The organism is Solirubrobacter soli DSM 22325 (assembly GCF_000423665.1).
Taxonomy (GTDB): Bacteria; Actinomycetota; Thermoleophilia; order Solirubrobacterales; family Solirubrobacteraceae; genus Solirubrobacter; species Solirubrobacter soli.
Map to the genome: position 1 here is coordinate 521,769 of NZ_KE384070.1, position 15,343 is coordinate 537,111.

At 71.7% G+C, this 15,343-nt stretch carries 22 protein-coding genes; 12 read left to right on the forward strand and 10 right to left on the reverse strand.

The genetic code is table 11. The features are described 5' to 3' along the window. Nucleotides 1–5: 5 nt before the first annotated feature. Both G569_RS0135275 and G569_RS0135280 read right to left on the reverse strand, forming a co-directional pair. Nucleotides 6–752, reverse strand: coding sequence for a hypothetical protein (locus G569_RS0135275; protein WP_157592528.1), 747 nt, complete (start codon nucleotides 750–752; stop codon nucleotides 6–8). After that, the gene (locus G569_RS0135280; protein WP_028066906.1) at nucleotides 740–1,231 is read right to left on the reverse strand and encodes an RNA polymerase sigma factor; all 492 of its coding nucleotides are present in this window, start codon (nucleotides 1,229–1,231) and stop codon (nucleotides 740–742) included. Before G569_RS0135280 ends, G569_RS0135275 begins: the two co-directional genes overlap by 13 nt. A gap of 46 nt (nucleotides 1,232–1,277) precedes the next feature. On the opposite strand from G569_RS0135280, the gene G569_RS0135285 reads away from it, so the two are divergent. Next, nucleotides 1,278–1,493, forward strand: coding sequence for a DUF2283 domain-containing protein (locus tag G569_RS0135285; RefSeq protein WP_028066907.1), 216 nt, complete (start codon nucleotides 1,278–1,280; stop codon nucleotides 1,491–1,493). Beyond that, nucleotides 1,490–2,014 carry a DUF6882 domain-containing protein gene (locus G569_RS0135290; protein WP_028066908.1) on the forward strand — a complete coding sequence of 175 codons (525 nt, stop codon included), beginning with the start codon at nucleotides 1,490–1,492 and terminating at the stop codon, nucleotides 2,012–2,014. Before G569_RS0135285 ends, G569_RS0135290 begins: the two co-directional genes overlap by 4 nt. Here G569_RS0135290 and G569_RS0135295 read toward each other — a convergent pair. From G569_RS0135295 to nthA, 4 genes are read right to left on the reverse strand one after another with little or no spacing between them, the layout of a single operon-like run. Beyond that, entirely contained in the window at nucleotides 1,996–2,979 is a 984-nt protein-coding gene (locus G569_RS0135295) for a hypothetical protein (RefSeq protein ID WP_028066909.1), read from the reverse strand. The two genes, G569_RS0135290 and G569_RS0135295, sit on opposite strands and share 19 nt — an antisense overlap. Beyond that, nucleotides 2,976–3,257, reverse strand: a complete 282-nt coding sequence (locus tag G569_RS54245; protein WP_053227454.1) for a nitrile hydratase accessory protein — start codon at nucleotides 3,255–3,257, stop codon at nucleotides 2,976–2,978. The genes G569_RS0135295 and G569_RS54245 overlap by 4 nt, the downstream gene beginning before the upstream one ends. After that, nucleotides 3,254–3,856 carry a nitrile hydratase subunit beta gene (locus tag G569_RS0135305; protein ID WP_028066910.1) on the reverse strand — a complete coding sequence of 201 codons (603 nt, stop codon included), beginning with the start codon at nucleotides 3,854–3,856 and terminating at the stop codon, nucleotides 3,254–3,256. Before G569_RS0135305 ends, G569_RS54245 begins: the two co-directional genes overlap by 4 nt. Further along, a complete protein-coding gene (nthA, locus tag G569_RS0135310) occupies nucleotides 3,853–4,440 on the reverse strand; it encodes a nitrile hydratase subunit alpha (RefSeq protein ID WP_028066911.1) in 588 nt (195 codons plus the stop codon). Before nthA ends, G569_RS0135305 begins: the two co-directional genes overlap by 4 nt. Before the next feature lie 56 nt (nucleotides 4,441–4,496). On the opposite strand from nthA, the gene G569_RS54250 reads away from it, so the two are divergent. The 4 genes from G569_RS54250 to G569_RS0135330 all read left to right on the forward strand — a co-directional run bounded on the left by G569_RS54250 (nucleotide 4,497) and on the right by G569_RS0135330 (nucleotide 6,649). Beyond that, a complete protein-coding gene (locus tag G569_RS54250) occupies nucleotides 4,497–4,808 on the forward strand; it encodes an STAS domain-containing protein (protein WP_053227455.1) in 312 nt (103 codons plus the stop codon). Nucleotides 4,809–4,902: 94 nt separating this feature from the next. Continuing rightward, a complete protein-coding gene (locus G569_RS0135320) occupies nucleotides 4,903–5,433 on the forward strand; it encodes a YceI family protein (RefSeq protein WP_028066912.1) in 531 nt (176 codons plus the stop codon). A 4-nt stretch (nucleotides 5,434–5,437) separates the two neighbouring features. Further along, the gene (locus G569_RS54255; protein ID WP_037501229.1) at nucleotides 5,438–5,992 is read left to right on the forward strand and encodes an NADPH-dependent FMN reductase; all 555 of its coding nucleotides are present in this window, start codon (nucleotides 5,438–5,440) and stop codon (nucleotides 5,990–5,992) included. 66 nt (nucleotides 5,993–6,058) lie between these two features. Continuing rightward, nucleotides 6,059–6,649, forward strand: a complete 591-nt coding sequence (locus tag G569_RS0135330; RefSeq protein WP_028066913.1) for a TetR/AcrR family transcriptional regulator — start codon at nucleotides 6,059–6,061, stop codon at nucleotides 6,647–6,649. Here G569_RS0135330 and G569_RS54260 read toward each other — a convergent pair. Then, nucleotides 6,646–6,918, reverse strand: coding sequence for a cupin domain-containing protein (locus tag G569_RS54260; RefSeq protein WP_037501233.1), 273 nt, complete (start codon nucleotides 6,916–6,918; stop codon nucleotides 6,646–6,648). The genes G569_RS0135330 and G569_RS54260 overlap by 4 nt on opposite strands. A 245-nt stretch (nucleotides 6,919–7,163) precedes the next feature. On the opposite strand from G569_RS54260, the gene G569_RS0135340 reads away from it, so the two are divergent. Further along, entirely contained in the window at nucleotides 7,164–7,367 is a 204-nt protein-coding gene (locus G569_RS0135340; RefSeq protein WP_028066915.1) for a cold-shock protein, read from the forward strand. Between the two features lie 54 nt (nucleotides 7,368–7,421). On the opposite strand, the gene G569_RS59655 is transcribed toward G569_RS0135340, so the two are convergent. Continuing rightward, complete coding sequence (locus G569_RS59655) at nucleotides 7,422–8,597, reverse strand: alpha/beta hydrolase (RefSeq protein ID WP_028066916.1); 1,176 nt, start codon at nucleotides 8,595–8,597, stop codon at nucleotides 7,422–7,424. Nucleotides 8,598–8,825: 228 nt separating this feature from the next. On the opposite strand from G569_RS59655, the gene G569_RS0135350 reads away from it, so the two are divergent. After that, the gene (locus G569_RS0135350) at nucleotides 8,826–9,317 is read left to right on the forward strand and encodes an RNA polymerase sigma factor (RefSeq protein WP_037501236.1); all 492 of its coding nucleotides are present in this window, start codon (nucleotides 8,826–8,828) and stop codon (nucleotides 9,315–9,317) included. On the opposite strand, the gene G569_RS54270 is transcribed toward G569_RS0135350, so the two are convergent. Further along, nucleotides 9,299–10,318, reverse strand: a complete 1,020-nt coding sequence (locus tag G569_RS54270; protein ID WP_053227456.1) for a helix-turn-helix domain-containing protein — start codon at nucleotides 10,316–10,318, stop codon at nucleotides 9,299–9,301. The genes G569_RS0135350 and G569_RS54270 overlap by 19 nt on opposite strands. Before the next feature lie 73 nt (nucleotides 10,319–10,391). Between G569_RS54270 and G569_RS54275 the strand changes: the two genes are divergently transcribed. The 4 genes from G569_RS54275 (at nucleotide 10,392) to G569_RS59665 (ending at nucleotide 13,579) form a co-directional block, all read left to right on the forward strand. Then, complete coding sequence (locus G569_RS54275; protein WP_064750516.1) at nucleotides 10,392–10,853, forward strand: rhodanese-like domain-containing protein; 462 nt, start codon at nucleotides 10,392–10,394, stop codon at nucleotides 10,851–10,853. Continuing rightward, nucleotides 10,793–11,227, forward strand: coding sequence for an FHA domain-containing protein (locus G569_RS59660; protein ID WP_053227457.1), 435 nt, complete (start codon nucleotides 10,793–10,795; stop codon nucleotides 11,225–11,227). Before G569_RS54275 ends, G569_RS59660 begins: the two co-directional genes overlap by 61 nt. A 65-nt stretch (nucleotides 11,228–11,292) precedes the next feature. Next, nucleotides 11,293–12,258 (forward strand): GlxA family transcriptional regulator, encoded by a 966-nt coding sequence (locus tag G569_RS0135370; protein WP_084286059.1) that lies wholly within the window; start codon nucleotides 11,293–11,295, stop codon nucleotides 12,256–12,258. A 64-nt stretch (nucleotides 12,259–12,322) separates the two neighbouring features. After that, nucleotides 12,323–13,579: an alpha/beta fold hydrolase gene (locus G569_RS59665; protein WP_053227458.1), complete on the forward strand. Its 1,257-nt coding sequence runs from the start codon at nucleotides 12,323–12,325 to the stop codon at nucleotides 13,577–13,579. Here G569_RS59665 and G569_RS64935 read toward each other — a convergent pair. Then, nucleotides 13,576–15,297, reverse strand: coding sequence for a calcium-binding protein (locus G569_RS64935; RefSeq protein WP_064750517.1), 1,722 nt, complete (start codon nucleotides 15,295–15,297; stop codon nucleotides 13,576–13,578). The genes G569_RS59665 and G569_RS64935 overlap by 4 nt on opposite strands. Nucleotides 15,298–15,343 lie beyond the last annotated feature (46 nt).

A 15,343-nucleotide genomic window follows, 5' to 3' on the forward strand; every position in this document is an offset into this window, starting at 1 on the left:
AGGGCCTACCGCCCCGGGGTCATCTCCAGCTGCTTGAGGTTCTCGGGCGTCGCCGGGAGGGTCTTGAACTCGAGGATCTGCTCGGTGTAGGTCTGGTCGAACGGTTTGCCGTTGACGTCCTGGCCCCAGCTGTGGTCGGTGAACTTCAGCGGCGCGTACGTGTCCTTGTCGATCCACATCGTCAGCTCGATCTTCGGCCAGTGCGGCGGGCCGGACTTCTCGCGCCAGGTCAGGACGTACGCCTCGTCGGACTCGGTCATCGACACACCGCCCTTGGCGGCGCGCGCGGCCTCCAGCAGCGCCCCCGCGCGGAAGATCTCGTTGGGGACCATCGTCACCTCGGGGAACTTCTCGACCTTGCCCTTCCACCAGCGAGTGGTGCCTTGGCCCTTGGTGTAGACCTCCTCGTTGTCGGGCTCGAGCCAGCGCATCTGCTGCGTGCCGTACACCCACACCTGGCGCTCGCCGTAGTCGGTGCCCTCGTCGGAGGCATGCGACTTCGCGTAGAGGATCTGGTCCGACGGCACGGCCATCGTCTGGATCGCCCGCTGCACGACCTCGCTCGCCGCCGGGGCGCCCGACGGCACCAGCACCAATGCCGTGATCACCGCACCCACCGCCGGCAGCGACAGCCAGCGGCGCCGCCAACGCCGCCGCGGCGCCAGCTCCAAGGCGTCGAAGTCCGCAAGGCCCGCGAACTCCTCCACCGACACGGGGTCCGCCGCGCGGACGCGTTCCATCACAGGGTCCATGAGGTCTCCAGGTTCGTGGGGGTCTCGAGCAGGCGCGCCAGCCGGGCGCGCGCTCGTGAGAGCCGGACGTTGAAGGTCGCCGTCGAGCAGCCCGCGGCGCGCGCCGCATCCGGGATCGACAGCCCTTCCCACGCGACGAGGCACAACGCCTCGCGGTCGCGCTCGCCCAATTGCGCGAAGGCGACAGCGAGCCCGCGGTCACCCCCGAACCGCTCGGCGGGATCGCCGGTCGATGGATCGAGCGCGAACTCGCCGCGCCGCGCCAGCCGGCGCCGGTGATTGGCGAGCACGTTGCCGGCGACCGCGTACAGCCACGGCAGCGGATCCGAGACGCGCCGCGGCAGCTTGCGCCATGCGATCGCGAAGGTCTCCGCGGCGAGGTCCTCGACGTCGTCGCGCGCGGCCCGCCGGGCGAAGTACGCGCAGACGGCGGCGTGGTGGGACTCGTAGATCGAGCGGAACTGTTGCTTGTCGCTCACACCCCGCTTCTGTCGCGACCCGCGCACGACTTACACTCTGGCCGCCATGCAGATCACGCGCAACGACGACGGCGGTGCCTACATCGCGCTCTCCGACGGCGAGGTGCGCGACTCCGTGCACCTCGACGAGCTCGAGGACGCCGGCCGGCTGGCCGCGCTCGAGTCGATGGTCCTGCACTTCGACTTCTACGGCCGGCTGATCGGGATCGAGGTCACGAGCAGCGCCGAGTCGGCGCTGCCGCCCGGGCTGCTCGACGAGTGAGCCTCCAGCCGCACGTGGACCGCTACGCGATCCGCGCGTTCGAGAAGCAGCTGCACGCCTACGACGTGGTCGGCGACCGCGGCTGGGAGGTCGATCTCGAGAACGGGACGATCGAGTTCGACGACGATCTCACGATGAAGGTCGCGCTGCTCGGCACGACCGACGACCACACCTGGCTGTGGGGGTGGGCGGACGAGGAGGAGTTCCCGGACGCCGTCGTCGCGCCCGGCCGCGCGCTGGGCGCGTACGGGCACGAGCACGGCCTCCCGGCGCTCTACGAGCCCGAGACCGACCTGGACGACGACGTCACGCTGGACCGCATCGGCGTGATCGCCTCCGGCGTGCTCGACCTCCAGGCCACCTACCACGCGCCCCTGGACGGCGGTGGAAGGGTGCTGTTCGCGCTCGAGCACCCGTCGCTCGTCCTCCCGGAGCCGGACATCGACCGCCTGTTCAAGATCGTGCGCGAGTCCGGCTTCGTCGAAGACTGGGACGCCGCGCTCTACGGATACAAGCGGTGATACGTGGCCCAGATGTTGTCGCCGTAGCCGGTCTCGTTGGGGTTGTTCTTGGCCCCGACGGTCTTGACCAGCTCCTCCTCGGTCGGCTTCGGGTCCTTGGCCAGCTCGGCGTCGACGCGCGAGCGGACGACCGGCCCGGCCAGAGCCGTTCCGCCGCTTGACGTGGCGACCGAGTTGACCCGCGCGCCCACCTGGCCCGGCATGTTGTCGACCGCCAGCCGCTGCCACGCGGCGCGGTTCTCGCCCCACTTCTTCGGGTCCTTGATGTAGGCGCTCAGCGAGCCGACGCCGAGCCCTAGCCGGTCGGCCTCGGGGATCTCCTCGGCGAGCGACTTGCCGGTCTTCTTGTCCTTGCCCTTGCCCTCGCCGACGTGGGTGTGCTTCTCGTCGATCGTCTTCTTCAGCTCGACGCCGGAGAACATCGTCTTGACGTTGTCGTCGCTCAACCCGGACGGCGTGATCGTCCCCTGCTGGGCCTTGATGAAGTCGTCCGCGGTGGTGCCCGCGTCCGCCGCGGTCTTGACCGCGTCGAGCAACGTCTTGACCGCGGTCGTGCGCGCGATCGCGTCGTTGATCTCCTCCTTGGTCAGCTCGGGCGAGGCGAGCTTGCGCAGCGAGGCGTACTTGCGCAGCGCGTCGAGCGCGTAGGGCATCGTCGCCTGCTCGATCGTCGCCATGCTCGCCTTCACGGTCGCCAGCGTGTCCAGGGACGACTCCGTGGGCGAGGGAGCGTCGCCGCCGCGGTTGGTCTCCCAGACGCCGATGCAGTTCGTGATCCGGGTCGTCAGGACGTCGGCCGCCGGCAGGGTCGGCGCCGCCGCCTCGCGTGCCAGCCAGGAGACGACGCTGGCGTTCCCGGCGGTGCGCTGCATGGACAGGACGGCGACGACCGGCGTCGCCTCGGCGAGCGCGGGCTTTGCGGTGTCTGCTTCCGCGCCTGGTGTGCGCGCCGTGCGCTGCCTCATGCGAAGTCCGTTTCGTCGAGTTCGATCGGTGTGCCGTGCGGGGTGCGCTCCGCCGCATGCTGCCATGCGCCTCGATATCGCTCCAGCTGGGTGTCCGAGACCAGTCCGCGGGCGGACAGAACGCGTTCGAGGGTCGCCAGCCAGCGCTCGTAGTACCCGTCCTCGGGCGCGGCGGCGACCGCCTCGGTCCACTCGTTCCAGGTGAACACGCCGCGCTCGTTCAGCGCGACGACGAGCGCGAACGTCTGCGCCTGCCAGGGCTCGTCGAAGCTGTTCATGCGGGTGACAGGTACGGCTCGAACGCGTCGATCGTCACCGAGTCGGCCGAGTCGCGCCCCCACAGCTCCTGCGCCGTGAAGCGCACGGTGTAGAGCCACTGCGGGTCCTCGCCCGCGAACTGGGGGTTGCTGTCGGGGAAGACGTGGGTGCCGTGGACGAGCTCGACCGTGCCGACCTTGTCGCGGGCATAGCGGGGGAGGCGGGTGTGGGTGTGCGGGTGCGTATTGCGGGTGCGGACGCGGTCGCCGACCGCGAAGCGCGCCGGGCGGTCCGACTCGCGCGTGGCCGGCCCGCCGCGGGCGAGCATCGGCGCGACGTCCTCCGCGCCCAGGACCTTGTCCGGATAGCCGCGCTCGGCGAGCAGCCGTTCGAGGCCGGCGAGCCACAGCTCGTAGTAGGTCATCCCCAGGTACTCCGCCGGCGGACGGTCCTCGCGGGCGAAGCGCGAGGCGTCGATGTTCCACTTGCCGCCCGCGCCCATCGCCAGGACCATCGCGAACACACGCCGCTCCCACTCGCCGTGGAACCACGGCTCGTCAGGCTCGGGGACGACCGGCCCGAAGCCGTGCGCGCCGCCCATGTCGTGCGCGCCGTTCACAGCACGCCCGTGCCGATCATCGCGTCGCGGGTCACCAGCCCGGCGAGGCGCTCCTCGTCCCAGTCCTCGGTCCCGGGTGGGCGCATCGGCACCACCAGATAGCGCACCTCGGCGGTCGAGTCCCAGACGCGGACCTCGACGTCGTCGCCCAGCGTGACGCCGAAGTCGGCGAGCACGGCGCGTGGCTCGCTCACCGCCCGCGACCGGTACGGCGCGCTCTTGTACCAGACCGGCGGCAGGCCGAGCACGGGCCACGGGTAGCACGAGCACAGCGTGCAGACCACCATGTTGTGGACCGCGGGCGTGTTCTCCAGGGCGACCATGTGCTCGCCCTGGCGGCCGATGTAGCCGAGGTCGGCGATCGCGGCCGTCGCGTCCTCGAACAGGCGGGCGCGGTACTCGTCATCGACCCACGCGCGGGCGACGACGCGCGCCCCGTTGTGCGGGCCGACCTTCGTCTCATAGGTCTCGATCAGCGCGTCCAGCGCGGCCGGATCGACGAGCCCTTTCTCCATCAGGACGCTCTCGAGCGCCCGCACGCGGACCTGCGTCTCCGACAGCTCGGAATGGTGCTCGTGAGCCATGGACGCACTGTATCTCTGGTTGAAGCTACGGGCTCACGGGTACCGGCACGGCTCGAATGGACGACGAGCTGAAGATCCGCACCACGCGTGAGGGGAACACCGCCACGGTCGTGGCCACGGGGGAGATCGATCTGTCGACCGCCGACGAGCTGCGCTCGGCGGTCACCGGGGCCGTGGACGACGACGTAGAGAAGCTCCGGCTGGACCTGACCGCCGTCGAGTTCATCGACAGCGCCGGCCTCGGTGGGCTGCTCGAGCTGCGTTCGACGCTGCGGGCGAGCAACGTGAGGTTGGAGATCAGCGCGGGTGAGGGGCCGGTACGGCAGGCGATGGAGATCACCGGCCTCTCGGAGCTGCTGGCGCGATAGTTGCATCTGAAATCGGTTGCGCTACAGTGGTCGAGGCGTAACCGGAACCCCCTCCGGTTACAGGTCAGCAACACCTACTGGAGGGCACCACCCCATGAGCACCACCACCGCGCTCCCCGGCACCTTCAACGCCGATCCGGTCCATTCTTCTTTTGGCTTCGCGGTCAAGTACCAGAACGTCTCGATCTTCCGCGGCACGCTTGGTGAGGTCAGCGCGACGCTCGCCGACGGCAAGCTCGAGGGCTCCGCGAAGGTCGAGTCGATCTCGATCGTCTCGCCCGAGCAGTTCCGCGCGCACGTCCTGAGCCCCGACTTCTTCGACGTCGAGAACCACCCGACGGTCGACTTCACCTCGACCGACGTCGACCTCTCCGACGACGGCACGGCCACGGTCGCGGGCGACCTGACGCTGCGCGGCGTGACCAAGCCGGTCACCGCGGCGGGCACGTGGCAGGCTCCGTCGGTCGACGCGTTCGGCAACACCCGCGCGCACCTGCAGCTCGAGGTCACGATCGACCGCACCGACTTCGGCCTGAACTGGAACATGCCGCTTCCGTCGGGTGGCGACGCGCTCGCCAACGACGTGACGCTGACGGTCGACATCGCGCTCGTCCAGCAGGCCTAGTCCGGTGCGGATCCTCGGCATCTCCGGCAGCCTCCGCCGAGGATCCCACAACCGCAAGCTCCTCCGGGCGGCGAGCGCGCTGCTCCCGCCCGAGGTGGAGTTCGTGGAGTGGGACGGCCTCGCGACCCTGCCCGCCTTCGACGAGGACCTCGAGACGACGCCGCCCGCTGCGGTGCGCGCGTTCTTCGAGGCGGTCGAGGGCGCCGATGCGTTGCTGATCGCGACGCCGGAGTACAACGCCTCGCTGCCGGGTGCGCTCAAGAACGCGATCGATTGGGCTTCGCGGCCGTTCCCCGAGAACGTCCTGCGCTACAAGCCGACCGCGGTCGTCGGCGCCAGCACCGGCCTGTTCGGCGCGGTCTGGGCCCAGGCTGAGGTTCGCAAGACGATGAAGGCCTCCGGCGCCCACGTGCTCGAGTCCGAGCTGCCCGTCGGGATGGCCGACTACGCCTTCGTCGAGGGCGAGGACGCCCTTGCCGACCCGGAGCTCACCCAGCGGTTCAAGGACCTGCTCGGCGACCTCGTCCGCGAGGTCACCGCGCCCGTCGAAGCCTCATGATCGGGCCCGGCCGGCGGCTGCGGCGGCATCATGCCCGGGTTTCGGGCATCGCGAGGCGGTCGCGTGATGCTTGAGCTCCCGCTCATCCAGCCCACGCCCGGGCAGAAGGAGCGGGCGGATGCCGCGCGCAACCGTGCGCGGATCCTCGAGGCGGCGGGAGCGCTCGTCGCCGAGCAGGGCATCGAGTGCATGTCGATGGACGCCGTCGCGCGTGCCGCGTCGGTGGGCACCGGAACGCTGTACCGGCGCTTCGGCGACCGTGCCGGGCTCGCGTTCGCGCTGCTCGACGAGCAGACGCGGGACTTCCAGAACGCGCTGATCTCCGGGCCGCCGCCGCTCGGGCCGGGTGCGCCGGCCCGCGAGCGCCTGAAGGCGTTCGGCGCGGGCTATCTCGAGCTGCTCGAGACGCACGCCGACCTGATGGTCGCCGCCGCGCCGTCACCGAAGGACGGCTCGGCCGTCTACGCGCTGTACACGACGCACCTGGCGATCCTGCTGCGCGAGGCTGCTCCCCACCTCGACGCGCAGTTCACCGCGGAGGCGCTGCTCGCGATCTTCGCGCCGCTGCAGCATGTGCGCCTGCGCGCCGGACTGGGCTGGTCGGCCGAGCGGCTGCGCGAGGGCTGGGACGCCCTCGTGGAGTCGGTCTCGGCTTAGAAGCGCGCGGCGCGGAAGCCCGTGACGATGCGCGCCTGGCCGGACACGGCGCAGAGCGTGTGGTGGTAGCCGGCGGGCACGATGGCCTCGCCGCCCGGGCCCAAGAGATGCTCCTCACCGTCGAAGCGCAGCTCCGCAACGCCGTCGATCACGCGAAGCAGCGTGTCCTGAAGCGGCTGAAAGCGAAGAGAAGCCTCGTCCGTGAGGGTCTCGAAGTTGAGCTGGGCGCCGTAACTGACGGTGGCGGGGGAGGAGATCAGGGGAGCCATTGCCGTGAATATTCCCGGGGTCAGCCGGTCAGAGAAACGGAGCAGGCTCCCGTGCCGGGGTGTGGTTATCCGAAGGCTCCGATCCAGATTCTCGACCTGGCTACAAATCTGGCCGCACACTCTGTAAAATCCCTCGGGTAAGGGCCGGATCAAAGGGATTCGGTCATGTAGTGCCAGCGCCCGCAAGTTGCTACATCGGCTCCTCCGCGTTCGCAGCACACATACCCGTGGAGGACACGAAGCACATGGCAACCGGAACCGTCAAGTGGTTCAGCGACGAGAAGGGCTTCGGCTTTATCACGCCCGATGACGGTGGGAAGGACCTGTTCGTCCATCACACCGGCATCAACAGCAACGGCTTCCGCACCCTCGCTGAGGGCGCGAAGGTCTCCTTCGAGGCCGAGAACGGCCCGAAGGGCCCGAACGCCGTAAACGTCACGGCGATCTAGACCACTTGCGTTGCGGGCGCCCGTCGCACTCCGGTGCGGCGGGCGCTCTTGTCGTTAAAGGCTCCGGTCGAAGAACCCGGCGACCCGGCGCTCGTACTCCGTCGCGTGGGTCGCGATGCCGTTGACGTGCCCGGCGCCGGGGATCTCCCAGAGCGCCTTCGGCTCGCCCGCCCGTTGGATGTAGAGGCGGTTGAGGGTCTCGCCGTTCGGGCTCTTCGGGTCCGCGATCAGCAGGAGCGGGCGCGGAGCGATCCGCGGCACGAGCGCCTTGAGGTGCGTGGGTGGCGTGTGGCCGGTGCTGATCGCCACGGTCGCGTCGCGCAGCCCGTAGCTCACGCGCCCCAGCAGACGGTCCACACCGGAGAGGCCATCCGTGTCGATCTCCTCGCGCATCGTGCGCGCGCCGGCGCCCTCGGAGACGACGGCGGCGAGTCCGGTGTCCTCGGCGGCGGCCTCGAGCATCAGCTCGCCGCCCACCGACAGGCCGATGCCGCCGATGCGTGCCGGGTCGACGTCCCCGCGTCGCTTCAGGTAGCGGACCGCGGCCTTGATGTCCTCGTCGCCGCCCCAGCCCCAGGCGTTCGGGTCGCCCTCGCTGCGGCCCTCGCCGCGGCGGTCGAACAGCAGCACGCCGTAGCCGTGCCGCGCGAGCATCCGGGCCTGTCGCTGCGGGCCCTTGCGGCCCGGGAACGCGATCACGGCGGCGCCGTTGCGGGACGGGATGTACCAGCCCTCGAGCGTCAGGCCGTCCGCGGTCTCGAACGTCACCGTCTCATGCGGCACCCCGAGCTGGTCGGCGGGCACGACGGCGCGGGCCACGTGGGTCTCCACGTACCCGATCGTGATCGGCATGAGGACCACCGCCGCACCGACGAGGCCGCCGACGGCGAGCGCCGCGCGGCGCGGGTGGCGCCAGCGATCCGTCCGCCGCGCGGCGAACAGCGTGCGCGCGCCGTCACCGATCAGCACGGCGCCGGCCGCGAGCGCCAGCCAGCCCGTGACGTCACCCGCGCCGAGCCCGAGCTCGCGGGTGTAGTAGACGGCATCGACGCCCGTGGCCAGGCCCAGGATGCCGACGACGATCGCGATCGTCCCCCGCGCCCCCGGACGCATCCGCGGAGCGCGCCAGGCCAGCAGGGCGAGCAGCGCGAGCGGGACGAGGCCGCCGACGAGGTGGAAGCGGTCATCGACGAGACGCAGGGCGATGACGGCGAGGGCGAGACGGAACATGCCATCAAGGTCGCGCCCCCGAAGGGCCGCCCCCATGCGGCCCTCATCCCTCTTCGAGGTACGCAAACGCGCACCCGCCCAACCTAAAGGGTCAGACCCCTCAACATGCGATTTGGCTCTGCGCGGTCGTTTGCCATGTTAAGGGGTCTGACCCTTTAAGGAAGTTCAGGGTCGATTCAGGGGAGGTCCCCCATATGGGGAACGGGGCCGAATCGGGAGTCTCATCGCATGGCCTCCGAACTCCGCCCCGAGACGCTCCCGGTCCACATCGATTCGCTGCGCCGCGCCGCTCGTGGCATGACCCGCAATCGCGAGGACGCGGAGGACCTGGTGCAGGACACGCTGCTCAAGGTGCTCGCCAAGCCGCGCACGGTCGGTCCCGCCGGCCCCGGCCCGTACCTGCACCAGGCGCTGCGCAACACGCACGTCTCGTCGCTGCGGACCCGCGACCGCCGCCCGGTCCTCGCCCCGCTGGAGCCGGAGGACACCCGCCTCGTCGCCCCCGCCGGCGGCGAGCCCGTCGAGATCCTGCACACCCGCGAGGTGATCGACGCGATCCGCGCGCTCCCGCAGCCGCAGCGCGAGGTCGTCGCCGCCGTCGACGTCGCCGGCCTGGGCTACACCGAGGCCGCCACCCACCTGCAGATCCCCGTCGGCACCGTGATGAGCCGCCTGCACCGCGGCCGCGCGCGCCTCGCGACCTACGCCGAGGCGGCGTAGAACGCGCGCCGATAGGCGGTTGGCGATGTGTGCATGATCGCCGCGAAGTGATGTCTGAAGGTCGCCGCACTGGCGAAACCGACCGAGCCGGCGACGGTCTCGATCGACGCGTCCGACGTCTCCAGCAGCACCAGGCTCGCGCGCACGCGCTGCTCGAGCAGCCAACGGCCGGGCGTGGTCCCGGTCGCCTTGCGGAAGCGCCGGGTGAACGTGCGGACGCTCATGTACGCGCGGGCCGCGAGCGTGTCCAGGTCGAGCGGGTCGTCGAGGCGCTCCAGCGCCCACGCCATCACGCCGGCGATCGGATCGTCGTCGGGATGGGCGGGCATCGGCAGCTCGATCAGCTGGGCCTGCCCGCCGTCGCGGTGCGGCGGGATCACCAGCCGCCGCGCGACCGAGTTGGCGACCGCGCTGCCGTGGTCGCGGCGCACGATGTGCAGGCACAGGTCGATCCCCGCGGCGCTGCCCGCCGACGTCAGCACGCTCCCGTTGTCGACGTAGAGCACGTCGGCGTTGACCCGGACGCGCGGGTGCAACTCGGCCAGCCGCGCGGCGTAGCGCCAGTGCGTCGCCGCCTCCCGGCCGTCGAGCAGGCCCGTCGCGGCGATGAGGAACACCCCGCTGCAGATCGACACCAGCCGCGCGCCCCGTTCGTGGGCCGCCCGCACCGCGTCGACGACCTCCTCTGACGGCTCGCCGTGCCAGCCGGGCACGATGATCGTGTCGGCATCGTCCAGTGCCTCGAGCCCATGCTCGACGTAGAAGGAGAACCCGCCCGCGGTCGCGGGCAGCGGCCCCGGGATCTCCGCCGCGACTCGCAGCTCGTACCACCACGGGACGTCGAGCTCCGGCCGGCGCAGGCCGAACACCTCGACCACGCAGCCGAGCTCGAACGGCGCGACGCCGAAGGCGGCGAGCGCGACGACGCGATGCGGCGGCGCGAGCTCGCGCGTCGACGCGTGGCGAGCCGGCGCGGCGGCGGGGGCGGGCGGGACGGTCATGTGGCCAGATCTTGACGCATGTCGTCATTCAGGCCACTGGTCGGATGTCGGGAACTCCTGGACGCTGTGCGCCATGAACTACTTCGCCCAGCGCCTGCAGCACGAGACCGACGCCGACGACGTCGGCGCCGCCCTCTTGGACGGCTCCGCCGACTTCACCCTGATCGACGCCCGCTCCCCCGCCGCGTACGCCGCCGCCCACCTGCCGGGCGCGATCTCGTTGCCCCACCGCACGATGACGGCCGAGGCGCTCCCAGACGGTCCGCTCGTCGTCTACTGCTGGGGCCCTGGCTGCAACGCCGCGACGAAGGCGTGCGCGAAGATCGCCGGGTTCGGCCGCGACGACGTCAAGGAGATGCTCGGCGGCTTCGAGTACTACGTCCGCGAGGGCTACCCCGTCGAGGGCGAGCAGGCGGACCGTCACGACAAGGACCAGAGTGGCCTTGTGGTGCTCCCAGGTGAGACGATGCGCGGGTGCAGCCTCCCGAGCGAGCGCTCCGCGCCCTCCGCGACGCCTATGGTGCCGGCCATCTGAGCACGGCCACGCTCGAGTCGCGCGCCGAGTGGGTGCTCGGCGGGCGCATCGACGACGCGCTCTGGGACCTTCCCAAGCGCTGGTGGCGTCCCGCCCCGCCGGTCCGCTCCCTCGTCGCGGGCGATCGCGAGTGGCCGATCGGCGACCGCGGCCGCTGGGTGCTCGGCCGCGGCTCCGGCGTCGACGTGATCCTCGACGGCGACGACGCCGTCTCCCGCAGGCACGCCGAGATCGCGGTCCGGGCGGGGCTCTGCCTGATCCGCGATCTCGACTCCTGCAACGGGACGCTGCTCAACGGGCGGCTGGTGCGGCGGGCACGGCTCCGGCGCGGCGACGTGCTCGTGCTCGGCGAGACCGTCGTCCGCGTCCGCTGACGCTGGCAGAAATCGTGGGATATCGGTCCTAGGCGCCACGGCGTGTCGGTGGCAGGATTGTCCGCATGCCACCGATCCGCCGAGTCCTCGTCCTCGCCGTCGACGGCGTCCAGTCGCTGGACGTGATGGGTCCGATCGAGGTCTTCTGCGACGCCAACGACCAGGCGCCCGGGACCTACCGCATCGACGTGGTCGGGCCCACCCACGGCGGCCAGATCACGATGAGCAACGGCCTCAGGCTCGGTGTCGATCCGTTGCCGGAGCCGCCGCCGCGCATCGACACGCTCGTGGTGGCCGGCGGCGAGGGCGCCCGCCGGGCGGGCGACGACCCCGCGCTCGTGGACTGGATCGCGCGGGCCTCGCGCCGCGCGCGGCGCACGACGTCGATCTGCACCGGCTCCTACCTGCTGGCGGCGGCCGGTCTGCTGGACGGACGCCGCGCGACGACCCACTGGAACTACTGCGCGGTCCTGGCGCAACGCTACCCCGAGATCGACATCGACCCCGACCCCGTGTTCGTCCGCGACGGCGACGTCTGGACCTCGGCCGGGGTGACCGCCGGGATCGACCTCGCGCTGGCCCTGGTCGAAGAGGACCTCGGGGCGGAGGTGGCGCTGACGGTGGCGCGCCTGTTGGTCGTGTTCTTCAAGCGCCCGGGCGGCCAGTCGCAGTTCAGCGGCGCCCTGTCGGTCCAGCAGGCCTCGCGGCCGGCGCTGCGCGAGTTGCAGGCGTGGATCGCCGGCCATCTCGACGAGGATCTCTCGGTCGCGGCGCTGGCCGATCGCGCCGGCCTCAGCGAGCGCTCGTTCGCTCGCGCCTTCCGGGCCGAAGTCGGCCAGACCCCGGCGGCCTACGTCGAGGCGCTGCGCGTCGAACGCGCCCGCGACCTGCTCGAGGACGGCGCCCAGTCGCTGGAGTCCGTCGCTCGCGCCGCCGGGTTCTCCAGCGCCGAGGTGTTGCGCCGCGCCTTTCACCGGCGGGTGGGCGTGAGCCCCGCCGCCTACCGCGAGCGCTTCCGCCTCGCGGCCTGAGCACCGCCCGACCGCTCACCCCCGCACCGCGGGGTCCCGACACGCTGCCCGAAAGGACCGCAGGATGCTGCATGCACAGACGACGGCCGGCGCCGAGTACGACCTCGCGCGCGAACGGCCGACCAGCGCGCGGCGACGCCCGGCGGCGATCGTCGCCGGCTCGCTGCTGACCGGACTCGCCGCCGCGGCGGCGCTCGTGGCCGGGCCGTTCGCGGGCGGCCGCGAGGCCATCATCACCGGGGCGCTGCTGCTCGGCTTCGCCGTTGGCTGGGCGCTGCTGGCGGCGCTCTCGGAGCCGTGGGCGAGGGTCCCGGCCGCCGCGATGGCCATCACCGGCGCATTGCTGATCATCCTCGCGCCGGAGCCTGCGGTGATGTCAGCGCTCGGGTGGATCTGGCCGCCGTTGCTCCTGGCGCTCGTGGCGTGGATGGTCGTGCGCGCGCGGCGCGGCCGTTGGCTGCTGTACCCCGTGTTCGCCGTGCTTGCGCTGGCGGCCGCCGGCGGTGGCTACGAGACGCTGCGCACGGCGACCGACCCGGCCGTGGCACAGGCCGGATCCCGGCTCGTCGACATCGGCGGCGGCCGCCGGCTGAGCATTCGCTGCACCGGCTCGGGCAGCCCGACGGTCGTGCTCGAGCCCGGCCTGGGCGAACCCGCGTCCGCGATGGCGCGGTTGATCGCCCCCGACGTCGCGCGCACCACGACCGTCTGCGTCTACGACCGCGCAGGTCACGGGAGGAGCGACGCGGCTCCCGCGGGCGGCGCCGACCCGGCCCGCGACCTGCACGCCCTGCTCGAACGCGCCCACGTCCCCGGCCCGTACGTGCTCTCCGGGCACTCGCTGGGGGGCGTCCTCGCGCTGGACTACGCCCGCCGCTACTCCGGCGAGGTGGGTGGCATCGTGCTGCTGGACTCGATGCACCCCCACCAGACCAACGTCTTCGCCCACACGGACCGTCTGCTGGCCATCGTGCCCACGCTGGCACGCACGGGTCTCGGGCGGCTCCTGCTCGATCCCAAGGAGGGCGAGCCGACGACCCAGGCCACGCAGCTCGTGCGCGACATCGAGGAGATGCCGGCCGAGCTCGACCGCGCGGCCGAGCTGAGAACGCTCGGCGACCGCCCGCTGGCCGTCGTCACCGCCGCCCGTGGCTCGAGGCCGAACTGGGCGGCGCAACAGGACGACCTCGCACGGCTGTCGAGCACCACCGTCCACCGCACCGTCCCCGGCTCCACGCACGCCTCGCTCGTCGAGGACCCGACCGATGCGGCCGAGTCCAGCCGGGCGATCCGTGACATCGTGAAGGCGGTCCGCGGCTAGTCCGTGAACGACACGCCGATCGCGTTCTGCGGCGGTGCGTCGAGGGTGTCCTTCCCGCCTGCGCCGGTGATCGCGAGGGTGTCGGTGGGCTCCGGGTGGGAGATGTTGACCGTCCACGGAAGGCCGGTCAGGCGGGTGCCGGTCAGCTTGAACGCGTCGGCGCGGTTCGTGCCGGTCACGGTCACGCGGTCGGCGAAGCGGTCTCCGAGCGGGGTGATCGGGAGGCCGGCGAGGCTGACGTCGACGAGCTCGACGCCCGTGCGCGAGAGATCGCCGACGGCCAGCGTGTCGTCCCCGGCGCCGAGCACGGGGTCGAGCTCCTCGACGTCGTCGAGCAGCAGGCCGGCGAAGCGGACGGAGCGACCCTCGGCGGCCATCGTGTAGTCGTCGTTCTCGTTGGTGGCGGTGAAGGAGAGCGAGTCGCGGCTCGCGCCGCCGTCGACGCGGTCGGCGCCGTCGCCGGGCTTGTAGGTGAAGCGGTCGAAGTCGCCGCCCATCGCGACGACGTCGTCGCCCTTGCCGCCGCTGACGTCGTCGAAGCCGGGGCCGCCGATCAGGCGATCGGCGAGCGGCCCGCCGATAAGCACGTTGTCACCGGGGCCGCCGATCAGCGTCACGCCGAGCGTGGCGGAGGAGGCGCTGACGATGTCATCGCCGCCGCGGCCGTCGACGGTCAGGTCCTGGACGCCGTCCGGGCGCACGAAGGTCGGACCGAGCACGCCGAAGGAGGAGACCGAGATCTGGTCGTCGCCGTCGGACCCCGCGACGCGCAGCTTGGGCGCCTTGGCGTCGACCTGGAAGGCATCCGTGGCCGAGAGGTCGCCGACGAACACGTCGGACCCGGTGAGCTGCAGGATCTCGACGCCGTCGATGTCGGCGTCGCCGACGCGGACGTGGTCGCCCGCGGCCACCGCGCTCGCACCCTCGAGCGCGAGCGTGTCGTTGCCGTCGCCGCCGTCGATCCGCACCCGCTCGGCCTTGCGGGCGGGGAAGGTCTTGCCGTTGAGCGTCACCTCGATCCGCCCGCCACGCCGCAGGACGGAGATCGCGTCGTCGTCGGCCGAGCCGGAGACCACCAGCGTCCCGCGCTCGACCCGCACCTGCAGCGGCGCGTTCACGAACTCGCGCCGGCCGTACTTGATCTTCGCCCGTCTGACATCACCGCCGATCTTCTTGGCGAACGCTCGGGCGAGGTCGGCGTCCTCGAGCGAGGCGACGAGCAGCAGGTGCTGGTCCTGCGTGACCGAGCCGCCGAACAGCCGCTCGCGCGCCTGGGCGTCGTCGAGCAGGCCCTGGCGCAGTGCGCTCGCCGTCACGCGCGGCACGTCGAGCAGCACGCCGTCGACCTCCTCGGCATCCTTGTCGAACGTCAGCACCGACTGCTGCGCGAAGCGGGCGCGGATCGTGTCGGCGATCGTGTGCAACTCGTCGTCGTCGACGTGGTCGACGTCGAACCTGCGGGAGCGCTCGAACGTGGTGGTCGTTCCGTCCGAGAACACGCCGTCGAGCAGTTCGGAGCCTCGCGGTGCGCCGCCGCCGTCGTCGATGATGCGCTCGACCTGGCGCGCGAAGCCCTTCAGGTCGTCCTTGAGCCGCGGATCGGCGGGGTCGGTGATCACCGCGGTGTTGTTGGTGGCGAAGATCTGCGCGTCGGACGCGGAGGCAGCGGGCGCGGCGACGGCCAACAGCGCCAGCGCCCCGAGCAGTGGCCGGATCATGCCCCTCCGGACGTTCCGCGACCCCCCGCCCGTCCCGCGGCGCCTC

Coding starts and splice junctions, on each gene's coding strand:
- G569_RS0135275 (WP_157592528.1), bottom strand. CDS start 752: ATGGACCCTGTGATGGAACGCGTCCGCGCGGCGGACCCCGTGTCGGTG.
- G569_RS0135285 (WP_028066907.1), top strand. CDS start 1,278: ATGCAGATCACGCGCAACGACGACGGCGGTGCCTACATCGCGCTCTCC.
- G569_RS0135295 (WP_028066909.1), bottom strand. CDS start 2,979: ATGAGGCAGCGCACGGCGCGCACACCAGGCGCGGAAGCAGACACCGCA.
- G569_RS54245 (WP_053227454.1), bottom strand. CDS start 3,257: ATGAACAGCTTCGACGAGCCCTGGCAGGCGCAGACGTTCGCGCTCGTC.
- nthA (WP_028066911.1), bottom strand. CDS start 4,440: ATGGCTCACGAGCACCATTCCGAGCTGTCGGAGACGCAGGTCCGCGTG.
- G569_RS54250 (WP_053227455.1), top strand. CDS start 4,497: ATGGACGACGAGCTGAAGATCCGCACCACGCGTGAGGGGAACACCGCC.
- G569_RS0135320 (WP_028066912.1), top strand. CDS start 4,903: ATGAGCACCACCACCGCGCTCCCCGGCACCTTCAACGCCGATCCGGTC.
- G569_RS0135330 (WP_028066913.1), top strand. CDS start 6,059: ATGCTTGAGCTCCCGCTCATCCAGCCCACGCCCGGGCAGAAGGAGCGG.
- G569_RS54260 (WP_037501233.1), bottom strand. CDS start 6,918: ATGGCTCCCCTGATCTCCTCCCCCGCCACCGTCAGTTACGGCGCCCAG.
- G569_RS0135340 (WP_028066915.1), top strand. CDS start 7,164: ATGGCAACCGGAACCGTCAAGTGGTTCAGCGACGAGAAGGGCTTCGGC.
- G569_RS59655 (WP_028066916.1), bottom strand. CDS start 8,597: ATGTTCCGTCTCGCCCTCGCCGTCATCGCCCTGCGTCTCGTCGATGAC.
- G569_RS0135350 (WP_037501236.1), top strand. CDS start 8,826: ATGGCCTCCGAACTCCGCCCCGAGACGCTCCCGGTCCACATCGATTCG.
- G569_RS54270 (WP_053227456.1), bottom strand. CDS start 10,318: ATGACCGTCCCGCCCGCCCCCGCCGCCGCGCCGGCTCGCCACGCGTCG.
- G569_RS54275 (WP_064750516.1), top strand. CDS start 10,392: ATGAACTACTTCGCCCAGCGCCTGCAGCACGAGACCGACGCCGACGAC.
- G569_RS0135370 (WP_084286059.1), top strand. CDS start 11,293: ATGCCACCGATCCGCCGAGTCCTCGTCCTCGCCGTCGACGGCGTCCAG.
- G569_RS59665 (WP_053227458.1), top strand. CDS start 12,323: ATGCTGCATGCACAGACGACGGCCGGCGCCGAGTACGACCTCGCGCGC.
- G569_RS64935 (WP_064750517.1), bottom strand. CDS start 15,297: ATGATCCGGCCACTGCTCGGGGCGCTGGCGCTGTTGGCCGTCGCCGCG.